This is a genomic window from Angustibacter sp. McL0619 (genome assembly GCF_049994355.1).
In the GTDB taxonomy this organism is placed as follows: Bacteria; Actinomycetota; Actinomycetes; order Actinomycetales; family Angustibacteraceae; genus Angustibacter.
Map to the genome: position 1 here is coordinate 3,335,842 of NZ_CP188257.1, position 12,242 is coordinate 3,348,083.

Annotated in this window: 10 protein-coding genes; all 10 read right to left on the reverse strand. The window is 73.8% G+C overall.

Going from position 1 to position 12,242, the window contains the following annotated elements; translation table 11 throughout:
• Positions 1-43: 43 nt before the first annotated feature.
• Positions 44-685, reverse strand: a complete 642-nt coding sequence (locus tag ACPPVT_RS15490) for an L-threonylcarbamoyladenylate synthase (RefSeq protein ID WP_426561767.1) — start codon at positions 683-685, stop codon at positions 44-46.
• A gap of 77 nt (positions 686-762) precedes the next feature.
• The gene (gene prmC / locus ACPPVT_RS15495) at positions 763-1,611 is read right to left on the reverse strand and encodes a peptide chain release factor N(5)-glutamine methyltransferase (RefSeq protein ID WP_426561769.1); all 849 of its coding nucleotides are present in this window, start codon (positions 1,609-1,611) and stop codon (positions 763-765) included.
• A 22-nt stretch (positions 1,612-1,633) separates the two neighbouring features.
• Entirely contained in the window at positions 1,634-2,710 is a 1,077-nt protein-coding gene (gene prfA, locus ACPPVT_RS15500; RefSeq protein ID WP_426561771.1) for a peptide chain release factor 1, read from the reverse strand.
• 113 nt (positions 2,711-2,823) lie between these two features.
• A complete protein-coding gene (gene rpmE / locus ACPPVT_RS15505; protein ID WP_426561772.1) occupies positions 2,824-3,054 on the reverse strand; it encodes a 50S ribosomal protein L31 in 231 nt (76 codons plus the stop codon).
• Between the two features lie 132 nt (positions 3,055-3,186).
• Entirely contained in the window at positions 3,187-3,843 is a 657-nt protein-coding gene (locus ACPPVT_RS15510; protein WP_426561774.1) for a hypothetical protein, read from the reverse strand.
• A 175-nt stretch (positions 3,844-4,018) separates the two neighbouring features.
• The gene (locus ACPPVT_RS15515) at positions 4,019-6,934 is read right to left on the reverse strand and encodes a helix-turn-helix transcriptional regulator (protein WP_426561776.1); all 2,916 of its coding nucleotides are present in this window, start codon (positions 6,932-6,934) and stop codon (positions 4,019-4,021) included.
• Positions 6,935-6,994: 60 nt separating this feature from the next.
• On the reverse strand, positions 6,995-9,076 hold the full coding sequence (locus ACPPVT_RS15520; RefSeq protein ID WP_426561778.1) for an ATP-binding protein: 2,082 nt from the start codon (positions 9,074-9,076) through the stop codon (positions 6,995-6,997).
• Complete coding sequence (locus ACPPVT_RS15525) at positions 9,073-10,584, reverse strand: glycosyltransferase family 2 protein (protein ID WP_426561780.1); 1,512 nt, start codon at positions 10,582-10,584, stop codon at positions 9,073-9,075. The genes ACPPVT_RS15520 and ACPPVT_RS15525 overlap by 4 nt, the downstream gene beginning before the upstream one ends.
• A complete protein-coding gene (locus ACPPVT_RS15530) occupies positions 10,581-11,726 on the reverse strand; it encodes a HEAT repeat domain-containing protein (RefSeq protein ID WP_426561782.1) in 1,146 nt (381 codons plus the stop codon). Before ACPPVT_RS15530 ends, ACPPVT_RS15525 begins: the two co-directional genes overlap by 4 nt.
• On the reverse strand, positions 11,723-12,097 hold the full coding sequence (locus ACPPVT_RS15535) for a response regulator transcription factor (protein ID WP_426561784.1): 375 nt from the start codon (positions 12,095-12,097) through the stop codon (positions 11,723-11,725). The genes ACPPVT_RS15530 and ACPPVT_RS15535 overlap by 4 nt, the downstream gene beginning before the upstream one ends.
• Positions 12,098-12,242 lie beyond the last annotated feature (145 nt).

Consider the following 12,242-nt stretch of genomic DNA (forward strand, 5'->3'; position numbering starts at 1 on the left):
GCTCGGGGACGGGCCGAGGCCCACTCTATTGGGCCGACCGCCGCTAGTCCGACTCGACCTGCCCGGCCACCGCGCGCAACCTCTCCAGCGCGATCGGTCCCGCGCGAAGAACTCGGGGCACCGCTCCGGTGACGTCCACGATGGTGGACGCGACCCCGGACGGGCTGGTCCCGCCGTCCAGGTACACGCTGACCGCCTCACCCAGCTGGGCGACCGCCTCGTCGACCGTGGTCGCCGCCGGCTCGCCGGTGCGGTTCGCGCTGGTCACGGCCATCGGGCCGGTCAGCTCGAGCACGGCCAGGGCCACCCGGTGCAGCGGCATCCGCAGGGCCACGGTGCCGTTGGTCTCGCCGAGGTCCCAGTCCAGCGACGGCACGGCCCGGCATACCAGGGTCAGCGGCCCGGGCCAGAACGCGGCGACCAGCTCGCGCGTCGCGTCGCTGACGTCGGTGGCCAGGCCGTCCAGGGTTCGCGGGTTCGGCACCAGGACGGGCGGCGGGACGTCGCGGCCGCGACCCTTCGCCGCCAGCACGGCGGCGACGGCGCGGCGGTCGAACGCGTCCGCGCCGACGCCGTACACGGTGTCGGTGGGCAGGACGACGACCTCGCCGCGCTGGACGGCGTCCGCGGCCAGCCTGGCCCCAGTGGTGCGCCCGGTGTCCGTGCGGGCATCGATGCGGTTCACGGGCGCCATCCTGGCACCACGTCCCGCGCACCGTGGCAACGGTGTTCGCCAGGGCGCACGCCGTTGCCACGTTCTGGTCAGGCGCGGCGGGCGCTCACGTAGCGAGGAGTGCCGGTCAGGTCTGTGTGCCCGGCCTCGTCCAACCACAGCCCGGACGCCGTCAGGGACCGCAGGAGGGCAGCTTGCTGGACGTCGGCGTGCTCCATGACGACCAGTCCGCCCGGCCGCAGCAGCCGGGCGGCCGCGGCCACGACGGCCCGCGGAACCTGCAGGCCGTCCGGCCCGAGCCCGTACAGCGCCACCGCGGGATCGTGGTCGCGGACCTCCGGGTCGACCGGCTCGGAGTCGGGCGGGATGTACGGCGGGTTGCTCACCACGACGTCGACGGCGCCGTCCAGGTCACCGAACGCCTGCGCCGCGTCGCCGAGCCGCAGGTCAACGGCCGGCGCGAGGTCCTCGACATTGCGCGCAGCCCAGGCCAGGGCATGCTCGGACAGCTCGACCGCGTGGACCCGCGCGCCAGGCACCTCACGGGCCACGGCCACCGCGATGGCGCCGGACCCGGTGCACAGGTCGACCACCACCGGTGCCGGCAGCTCGCGGGCGAACGCGATCGCGGCGCCCGCCACCAGCTCGGTCTCGGGCCGCGGCACGAACACCCCAGGCCCGACCCGCAGCTGGACGTCGCGGAAGGGCGCCGTCCCGGTCAGGTGCTGCAGGGGTACCCGGCGGGCCCGCTCGTCGACGAGGTCGTCGAACACCACTGGCAGCACCACGTCGTCCCCCCGAAGGGCCATGACGGCGACCTGCGGGCGCGGGCGTCCCAGGACGTGGCCGGCCAGCACCTCGGCGTCATGACGTGCACTGGGCACCCCGGCCTCGGCCAGCCGGGCGGTGGCCGCCCGCAACTGCTCGGTCAGGCTCATCCTGCCGCGCTCATCGGGTCGCTCACTCGGCCATCGCGGCGAGCTGGGCGGCCTCGTCGGCCTCCACGGCGGACTGCACCACCGCGTCCAGGTCGCCGTCCAGCACGGTGTCGAGGTTGTACGCCTTGAAGCCGGTCCGATGGTCGCTGATCCGGTTCTCCGGGAAGTTGTAGGTCCGGATCCGCTCCGAGCGGTCGACGGTGCGGACCTGGCTGCGCCGGGCCGCCGAGGCCTCGGCCTGCGCCTGCTCCTGGGCCAGTGCGTGCAGCCGGGCGCGCAGGATCCGCATCGCGCTCTCGCGGTTCTGCAGCTGGCTCTTCTCGTTCTGGCAGGACACCACCAGGCCGGTCGGCAGGTGCGTGATCCGCACCGCGGAGTCCGTCGTGTTGACGCTCTGCCCACCCGGCCCGCTGGAGCGGAACACGTCGACCCGGATGTCGTTCGGGCCGATCTCGAGCTCGACCTCCTCGTCCGGCTCGGGCATCACCAGCACGCCGGCCGCCGAGGTGTGGATGCGTCCCTGGGACTCGGTCACCGGCACCCGCTGCACGCGGTGCACGCCACCCTCGTACTTCAGCCGCGACCACACGCCGTGCCCCGGCTCGGGCGTGCCACGCGCCTTGACCGCGACCGAGACGTCCTTGTAGCCGCCGAGGTCGGACTCGGTGGCCTCGAGCACCTGGGTGCTCCAGCCGGACCGCTCGGCGTAGCGCAGGTACATCCGCAGCAGGTCGCCGGCGAACAGCGCGGACTCCTCGCCGCCCTCACCGGCCTTGACCTCCAGGATCACGTCCCGGTCGTCGTCCGGGTCCCGCGGGACGAGCAGTCGGCGCAGGTGGTCGGCGGCGGCCTGCTCGGCCTCGACCAGGGACGGCAGCTCCTCGGCGAAGCCGGGGTCGTCGGCGGCCAGCTCGCGGGCGGCCTGGGCATCGTCCCGCGCGCCCACCCAGGCGGCGCGAGCGGCTACCAGCGGGGTCAGCTCGGCGTAGCGGCGGGCCAGCCGGCGGGCCAGCGCCTGGTCGGCGTGCACCGCCGGGTCCGCGAGCTGGCGCTCGAGGTCAGCGTGCTCGGCGACCAGCGCGTCGACGGCGTCCTGCACCTGGGGCTCCTCAGCTGGGCGAACGTGCCTGACCACGACCGGGATGGGGTCGCAGAGGCGGGGCGCAAAGCGACGGTGCCGGCACCCTCGCGGGTACCGGCACCGTGGTGGAGCTACTTGGCCTCGGCCTTGGCGTCGTCCTTCTTGCCGTAGCGGGCCTGGAACCGGGCTACGCGACCGCCGGTGTCCATCAGCTTCTGCTTGCCCGTGTAGAACGGGTGGCACTGGCTGCAGACATCGGCGTGCATCTTGCCGGAAGACAGGGTGCTGCGCGTGGTGAACTCCGCGCCACAGGTGCACGTGACCTGCGTCTCGATGTACTCGGGGTGGATGTCCTTCTTCACGATGCTCCTTGGCGTTTACGGTCGCCGGGTCGCCCGAGGCGGGATGCGCGGGGGCGTGAGCCGGAACCAACGGTCCAGTGTGCCAGACCTGGCACGGGAGTCATAACGCCCGCGCCAGGTCCGGCATTCCGGTCAGGGCACGAGCCGACCCAACGGGCCGGCCAGCGGACCGAACTGGCGAGTGGACATCGCCTGGATCCCCGCGGTGTGGTCGCCGTTGAACGGCGTCACCGTGGTCGGGCAGCCCGCGGCGGCAGCAGCGGCCGGCGAACCGAACCACAGCCCCAGGTGGAACATGTGCACCGGCGCGGACGCCGGGTTGCTGGCCGCGTCCGGGAACGTGCCACCGGAGTGCACGACGGGGGCCGCCGTGCTGCCCGGTGCCACCAGGAACGTCTCGCGGTTGAACCGCCCGACGTAGTGGCCGTGCCCGTCGCCGTTGGCGTCCGACTCCAGGTCGCCCTGGTACCAGGCGTCACCGAACGGTGCGTCCGGGACCTGGATGACGAAGAGGTCGAACTCCTGGCTCGGCGGCAGGTGGTGGGCGGTGATGTCCATGACCTCCACCTGACCCTGCTGCTTGATCGTGACCTGGGCGGTCGCGCCGCGAAGGCAGTTGGCCGCGACCACGCCGGTCGAGCGCTGCAGTGCGAAGCCCAGGGTCTTGCCCTGCTGCTTGCCGGACTGGGCGGTCGGGTCCCCCGACCCGCTCGCCGAGGCCGTGCCGGCCGCGAACCCGATGGCAGCGAGCGCCGTAAGGCCCGCAGTGAGTGCATGCGACTTTCGCATGGGTGATCTCCTTCTTGGTGGAGCCGGCCGTCGCCCGCGATCGGGCCGAGCCGGTGTCCCCCCCGGTTGGCAAGACGGCCGCGATGACCGCCTCGTCGATCCTCGCCGCCGTCCTGGCACGGCCGCATCGGGGAAAACCCGCACACTCCCGGAGGGCGGGAGCGCCCGGTCCGGGTCAGTCCGGTGGCGGCGCCAGCGCCGCCAGCCCGGCGCGGGAGGACAGCCCCAGCTTGGTGAAGATGTGCCCCAGGTGGCTCTCCACGGTCTTCTCGCTGACCACCAGCTCGGCCGCGATCTGCCGGTTGGTCTGACCGAGCGCCACGAGCGCGGCCACCTGGCGCTCGCGTGGCGACAGCACCGCGAGCGGACCGGCCGCCGGGTCGCCGGCCTCGGCGCGCTCGGCGGCGGCGCGCTCGGCGGCGGCGGTCGGCAGTCGCAGTCCCAGGCGGCGCAGCTCGAACCTGGCCTCGGCCAGCAGACGCCGTGCACCGCAGGTCGCGAACGTGGTCTGCGCCTCGTGCAGGACGGCGAGCGCAGCACCGCGCTCACCCGCCAGTGCGGCCGCCCGGCCCTGGACCAGCTGGGCCCTGGCCCGGTCGAGCTCGTAGCCGGCCCGGGCGAACAGCTCCGCCGCACGCTCGGCGTCAGTCGCCGCGGCCGCGCCGTCGCCCCGGGCCAGCAGCACCTCGGCCGACGCCAGCCGCGCGTTCGCAGCCGGTGCGGACAGCTCGACGGACGCGGCGCAGCGGGCCGATCGTGCTGCCAGGTCGGCCGCCAGCTCGTGCTGCCCTTCGAGGAGGGCTGCTCGGGTGGCCACCTCCCACCAGTCGCAGCGCGACGCCGGGTCGAACGACTCCAGCTCGATGCCGCCGCCCGCGTCGAAGATCGCCTGCACGCAACCCTGCGGATGCCCGGCCGCCAGCCGAGCCTGGGCCAGCGTGGCGACCGCCACCGAGGCGAACCAGTTCTCCCGCCCTTGCGCGGCACGCACCGCCCGAGCGCCAAGGGTCCGCGCCCGCCGCAGGTCGCCGAGCCAGGTCGCCGCCCGGCACTGCATCGTCACGGTCATGGTCTCCAGCTCCGGGCTGGCCGTCGGTGCCGCCGCCTCGGCTGCCTCGTCGAACACCTCGGCGGCCTCGCCGAGCCGGCCCACCGTCTTCAATGCGCTGCCGTAGCCGATCAGCAGGTGAGCCAGCACGTGCTGGTGCGCGCCGCGCCGGGCGATGGTCAGGCACCGCTCCAGGTGCCGGATCGAGTCCGCGAGCCGCTCCAGGAAGAGCTCGGCCCAGCCCAGCCAGGTGCCGGCCTCCAGCGACGCGGCGAGCTCGCTGTCGCTCAGCCCGTCCAACGCTGCGGCCGCCTTGGCGCACTCCTCGAGCCCCGACCGGACGTCTCCGCTGACCGCTGCGCCGAGGGCGATGACCCCGCCGGCGTAGGCCGCGAGCAGGTGATCGGACGTCGTCCCGAGCCGTCGCGCCCGCCGGGCGGCCAGCCGGGCCTCGGCGAAGGAGCCGCCCAGCAGTCGCGTCGTGGCCAGCTCCAGCTCGAGCTCGGCGCGGACCCTGGGACTGCCACGCCCGGTGGCGGCCAGCTCACGGGTGAGCATCGCCGCCGACTCGGAGTTTCGGCCCATCAGGTGCTCCACCCGGGCCGCGATCCGGCTGGCCGCCGCTCGCCGCGAGTCGCCGACGGGCAGCAGGGCGAGCAGGTCGTGCACGAGGTCGCGGGTGCGGTTCAGCTGTCCGACCGAGGTCAGCGCCTGGGCCCGGGCCAGCTGGACGCCGGCCGTGCCCCGCGATCCCCCGTCCGGCAGCACCGCCAAAGCCCCTGCGTACCACTGCTCGGCGAGCCCCGGAGCCTGTCCGGCCACACCGTCCGCCGCGTCCAGCAGCAGCTCGGCCGCCGCCACGTCCCCCGGGCGGGCGGCCACCAGCACGTGCCGGGCTCGTTGGGCCGGGGTGGCACCGGTGCGCGCGAGCTGCACCGCGGCCCGCCGGTGGTGCTCGACCCGGGCGCTGCTGGACTGCGCGTCGTAGGCGACCCGGCGCACCAGGGAGTGCCGAAAGCACCACCGGCCGTCCACTGTCGGCTGGCACAGGTCGCGGTCACGCAGCGCGTCCAGCGCAGCCAGGACCTCGCCCACCGGGACGTCGGCGACCGCTCCGACCAGCTCGGCGGCGAACGGGTCGCCGACCACGGCCGCGGCCTCGACGACCTGGCGCTGGCAGGGGTCGCAGGCGTCGATCTCGGCCCGCAGAGCGGCGTGCACCGCCGCCGGCAGCCGCGACCCGTCGTCCGCCGTGGACGTCGGCTGCTGCTGGGCGTGGTGCAGCGCCAGCAGGTAGAAGGGGTTCCCGGCACTGGACTCCAGCAGCGAGCGACGTCGAGCCGCGGGCGTGTCCGGAAGCAGCAGCGCGACGTCGTCGTCGTCCAGCGGTCCCAGCTCGATGCGCTGCCGGGTGGCGGACGCCGTGCCCTCCACCCGCCCGGGCGGCAGCCCGTGCAGCGCGGCGACCCGGGGCTGCGGACGGTACCCGAGCAACACGGTGACGGCGGCGTGCGGCGGACGCCTGGACAGGCTGGCCAGCACGTCCACCGAGCCCTCGTCCGCCCAGTGCACGTCGTCCACCGCGAGCAGCACCGGACGGCTGGCGGCGAGGTCCGTGAGCACCTCACGCAGCAGCCGTCCCACCTCACGCGCACCCGGCTCGGCTCCGCCCTCCGGGTCGGCCAGGCCGATCGCGGCCAGCCGGCCGAGCTCGGGGCCGGCCCCGCCCCTCGACCCGCCGGCCGACTCGGGAACGACGCTCAGGTAGTGCTCGAACGGGTCGGCGACGGCGCCGAACAGCCGTCCGGCGTCTCGTTCGGCCGCACTGCTGTGCAGCACGGTCGCTCCCTGGACCGCTGCCGTGGCGCAGGTCTGGGCGATCAGCCTGGACTTGCCCAGGCCGGGCAGCCCCGACAGGTGGACCACCGACGGACGGCCGCGCCGGGCCTCGGCAAGGGCCCGCTCCAGGACCTGCGTCTCACCTCGCCGGCCGACCAGCGGCCGCGCCGCCGGGTCCACTCGTTCGTACGCCGCCCCACCCACGCTCGTCAGGTCTACGCGAGTGGCGCCGGTCGCGCCAGCCCGTTTGTTTCGCGAGTCCGCTCAGACCCGCAGCACGTAGCCGGCCGCGCCGGAGGGGGCGTCGGCGTCCCACTTGGGCAGTGTGACGGTGAAGGTCGTCCCGCGACCCTCGACGGAGTCGACGTCCACCCGCCCGCCGTGCGCGGCCACGATGCCGCCGACGATGGCCAGGCCGAGCCCGGTGCCCGGGATCTGGCGCTGGGTCGCGTTGGAGGCCCGGTAGAAGCGGGTGAAGAGCGCCTGCACCTCGGCCTTCGGGATGCCTATCCCGGTGTCCTGCACGCGCACGATCACGTCGTCCGCCGCAAGCTCCACGCTGACCGTGACCCGGCCACGGCTAGGAGTGAACTTCACCGCGTTGCCGACCAGGTTCAGCAGCATCCGGTCGATCTGGCCGGGGTCGGCGAGCAGCATGGCGTCAGCCGGCACGGGGAAGGTGTCGATCCGCACCCCGGCCGCCTCGGCCTGCGGACGCAGCGAGTCGGCCACGTGGTCGACCAGCCCGCTCAGGGCGACCGGCATGCGCTCGCTGCGCACGGCGCCGGACTCGACCTTGGAGATCATCAGCACGTCCTCGATCAGGTCGCGCAGCCGCTGGGTGTTGCGCGCGACGATCTCGAGCATGTTGTCCTGCATGGGCTGCAGGTCGCCCGCGTCGCCGTCCCGCATCATCTCGACGTAACCGGCGATGCTGGTCAGCGGCGTGCGCAGCTCGTGGCTGATGGTGGACAGGAAGTCCGACTTCGTCCGGTCCAGCTCGCGCAGCTGGCCCACCACGGAGGTCTGCTGCTCGAAGAGCCGGGCGTGGTGCACGGCACGGGCCAGGTCGCCGGCGACGCTCTCGACCAGATCGCCGTCCCCGGCCTCGAAGCGCGGACCGCTGTCGGCCCGCGCGCAGACCAGGACGCCGATCCGCTCGGTGCCGACCACGACCGGGGCGACGATCATCGGGCCGACACCGGGATATCCGGCCCCAAGCGCCGACTCGGCGCGGACCTCGACGTGCACCCGGACGTCGTCCGTGACCAAGGCCCGGTGCCCGCGCGCGCTGACCGCGACCGCCGACTCCAGCGGGTGGGTCGGCCCCGGCGGCTCGGTGGCCAGCAGCGGCAGGCCCGGGGTGTTCCACTGGGCGACGACCCGGCCCATCCGGTTGCCCTCGACCAGGCGCAGGTGCACGCGGTCGGCGCGAACCATCGGACCCAGTCCGCTGACCACCTCGTCCGAAACCGCCCCCGGGTGCAGGTGGGCACGCATCCGGCGGTCGAGGTCCTGGGTCAACGAGTGGATCTGGGCGCGCACATGCTCCGCGTCGCGCAGCCTCGCGCTCTGCTCCGCGAGCCGGTTGATGCTGGACGCCACGGCACGCATCTCCTGCGGCCCGCGCTCCTGCACGCGGGCGTCCAGGTCACCGGCGGCCAACCGCCCCAGTGCCGTGCGCAGCCGGGTGAGCGAAGGCACGACCTGACGCACGGTGAGCCAGGCCAGCAGGCCGAGCCCCAGTCCGGCCAGCACTGTGGTGGCCACCAGCACCCACAGGCTCAGCCCCCAGCGTCGGTCCGCGTGCCGCAGCGAGGCGTCGATCTGCCGGTCGAGCTGCTGGGCGAGCGCGTCGTTGGCCGCGTAGAACGTGTGCAACGCCGAGCGCGAGGCCTGGTAACGGGCATCCGCCTTGCTGCGCGGGATCTCGCCGGTGGCGACCGGGTCGGCGATCTGGGTGAGCCACTGCTGCACTGCGACGTCCTGCTCGGCGATGCCCGCGCACGAACCGGGTGAGGTGATGCAGAGCCGGCGAGCGTGGCTCAGCGTGTCCTGGTAGCCGGCCCGGTCGGTCTGCAGCGACACCAGAGCCGCTTGGTCGCCGGTCACGATGTAGGCCCTCAGGTCGGAGGCCGTCGCAACCACCGCATCGCGCAGCTGGCTGTTGGCCCGCTGCAGTGGCAGCTCAGCACTGGCCACGTCCCGAAGCACCCCGGACGACGACCGGCTGAGCAGCAGCCCACCCACGCCGGAGCCGAGCACCACCAGACCGACGACCGCGAACGCGCCGAGCAACCGGTGCCGGATGCTCCAGGCGCGGCTCGAGGCCTGTCGGCTGGTCACGAGCCCACCCGCTCGGAGCGCTGCGAAGCGGGGGTGCGGAGATCCTGGCTCATGACGTCGGGACGGCGCGGTTCGGCCTGGGTGAAGCCGACCCGGGTCATCACCCCCCACTCGTAGCCGCTGCCGCGGATCTCGTCCCAGAGGCCCTGCAGCCGCCAGATCGCGGTCAGCTGCCGGTAGCCGATGTTCTCGGCGAGGGCCGCGGCGACCGTCCAGACCAGGTCCCGCCAGCGGCCGTAGCGGTGGAAAGAGAACTCCTCGAGCGCGGCCGAGGCCACGGTGAGCAGGAACGCGTAGCCGAACGCCACCGCCGTGAAGAGCAGCGCGAAGTGCAGGTTGATGGCGCCGACCGCGAAGCCGGCGGCCATGGCCAGCAGGCCGAACACCTCGACGACGGGCGCCAGCAGCTCGAATACGACGTAGTACGGCAGGGTCAACAGGCCGATGCGCCCGTAGCGCGGGTTGCCGATCATGTCCCGGTGCCGCCACAGGGTCTGGGCCAGACCGCGGTGCCAGCGTCGACGCTGGCGCCCGAGCACGCTGCGGGTCGGCGGCACCTCGGTCCAGACCACCGGCTCCGGGACGAACACCACCCGATAGTCGGTCCGCTCGCGGCGCATCCGCTGGTGGATCCGGGTGACCAGGTCGAAGTCCTCGCCCAGGTTGGTCACGTCCAGACCGCCCACAGACACCACGACGTCGCGGCGGAACATGCCGAACGCGCCGGAGATGATCGCCAGCGCACCCAGCCGCGACCAGCCGGTGCGGCCCATCAGGAACGCGCGCAGGTACTCCACCGCCTGGATCCGTGGCAGCCAGGTCTTCGGCATCCGGACGTCGACCACCCGGCCGGCGGCGACGGTGCTGTCGTTCACCGCGCGCACGACTCCCCCGGTGGCCACCACCCGGGCCGGGTCGTCCGCGAACGGCTTGCTCACCAGCAGCAGCGCGTCGGTGTCCAGCAGCGAGTCGGCGTCCACGAAGCAGACCAGGGGGTAGCGCGCGACGTTGACCCCGGTGTTCAGCGAGTCCGACCGGCCGCCGTTCTCCTTGCGGACGACGACCAGCGGTGCAGACGCGGACACGTGGACGTCGATGAGCGCGCCCACCGTGTGCACGTCGGACGGCACCTCGCGAGGAATCCTGCGCAGGTCGAACGCGGCGGCCAGCAGGTCGAAGGTGTCGTCGGTGCTGCCGTCGTCGACCACGACGACCTCGAACTCGGGGTAGCGCAAAGAGAGCATGCCGCGGATCGACTCCACGATGCCGACGGACTCGTTCCAGGCCGGCACGATCACCGAGACCGGCATGGTCAGCGGGCTGGCGTGCGCCTCGTCGTAGCCGGCGAACGGCACTCGGCGCAGCTGGCGGGCGAACTCCATCGTGGCCAGCACCAGCAGCAGTAGGTACGAGCTGTTGATGGCCAGGAAGTAGATCAGCACGGCGACATCCATCACCGACAACAGCTGCACGATCCCGGGTCGCAGCGCGTCCAGCGGGCCGCTCACCGGACCACGTCCGAGACCATCGCCGAGGCGATCGCCTGCACCTGGGCCGGCACGACCGACAGGCCGGCCCGCGCCGGTCCTGCGGACGCCAGCGCGTTCATCGCCAGCGACTCGGCCGCGTACACCGCGCCGGGACCGCCGCCGGCGGCGACCACCCGCAGCCGCTCGACCGCACGGTCACCGAGCCGGCCCAGGGCCCGGGCGGCGTTGCTGGCTACCCGGTGCTCGTCGTCCACCAGCAGCGGCTCGAGCAGATCGACCGCCTGCCGGCCGCCGACCTCGCCGATCGCGCGTGCCGCCACCGCGCGCAGCGCGACGGGTTCAGTGGGTCGAACACAGCGCTCCAGCACCGCCAGGCCGGTCGGGACGCCGATCCGCCCGAGCGCGCGGGCGCACCGGATCCGCACGTCGTCGTCCGGGTCGTGCAACGCGTGGTTGGCCAGCACGCTGACCGCCGTGACCGCGCCACCGAGCCCGAGGATCTCCGCGGAGACCGCCCGGACGGCCGGGACCTGAGCGCCCATCGCGGTGACCAGCACCGGCGCGGCGCCCGGCCCGAGCCGGGCCAGGCTGCGCGCGACGATCCGCATCGGCACCGGGTGCGGCCCGGCCACCGAACGGACCAGGATCTTCGTGGACGCCGGGTCGCCGATCTCGCCCAGGGCACGGGCGGCGACGATGCGGACCTCGGGGTCGCGGTCGTGCTCGAGCAGGAGCTCGAGCTCCGCGCGGGGTGCATGGGCGCCGAGCAGGCCGAGCAGCTCGGCCGCGCGGGCCCGTCCGACCGCGCCGGGGCTGTGCAGCCGCCGGGTCAGCCGCTCGATCGTGCCGCGTCGGTGCAGGAGCTCGACCAGGGCGGCGCGGGCGCCGCCGCGCAGCTTGCGGACCATCGACACGACCACCGGCTCAAGCGCCTTCCAGACCTCGTCGTCCAAGGCGAGTAGCCGCTCGACATGCGCGGCGTCGCGGCCCTCGTCGGCTACCACCGCCACGAGCAGCGGACGGTAGGGGTCGGCCAGCGCGATCCGGCGGCGTACCGAGCGCTGACGCAGGCCGCGACGCAGCACGATCGCGATGGCCAGGAGCACGCACAGCAGCGCGATGGCCAGACCACCGGCAGCGAACGCCGCCGCTGCGGTCACGAGGTGCTGCGCGCGAGCACCGCCTGCACCCGGCTCAACAGCTCGCGGGGGCTGAAGGGTTTGACGACGTAGTCGTCGGCGCCCATCGAGAAGCCGGACTCGACGTCCGCCTCCTGCGCCTTCGCGGTGAGCAGGATGACCCTGATCGTGCTCAGGTCGGGGCGGGCCCGCAGCTGCTGCAGCACCTGCATGCCGCTCATCCCGGGCATCATCACGTCCAGCACGGCGACATCCGGACGCGACTCGAGCGCAGTGCTCAGGGCCTGGTCACCGTCGCCCGCGACGAGCACGTCGAAGCCCGCTGCCTCGAGCTTGAACGCCACGAGGTCACGGATGTCGCGGTCGTCGTCCGCCACGAGCACGGTGGTCAAGATGACCCTCCCGGTGGGCCGATCGGGGGCGTCGGTGCGCGCCCCCTACCCGGTTCTTGTCGGCCTTCCGGGCAGATTCTTGAGCCGAACGGGTGAGACGTATCGGGCCGAACGCGCCAGGCCCCGCTCACCGAGGTGGGCGGGG

Coding starts and splice junctions, on each gene's coding strand:
- prmC (WP_426561769.1), bottom strand. CDS start 1,611: ATGAGCCTGACCGAGCAGTTGCGGGCGGCCACCGCCCGGCTGGCCGAG.
- ACPPVT_RS15510 (WP_426561774.1), bottom strand. CDS start 3,843: ATGCGAAAGTCGCATGCACTCACTGCGGGCCTTACGGCGCTCGCTGCC.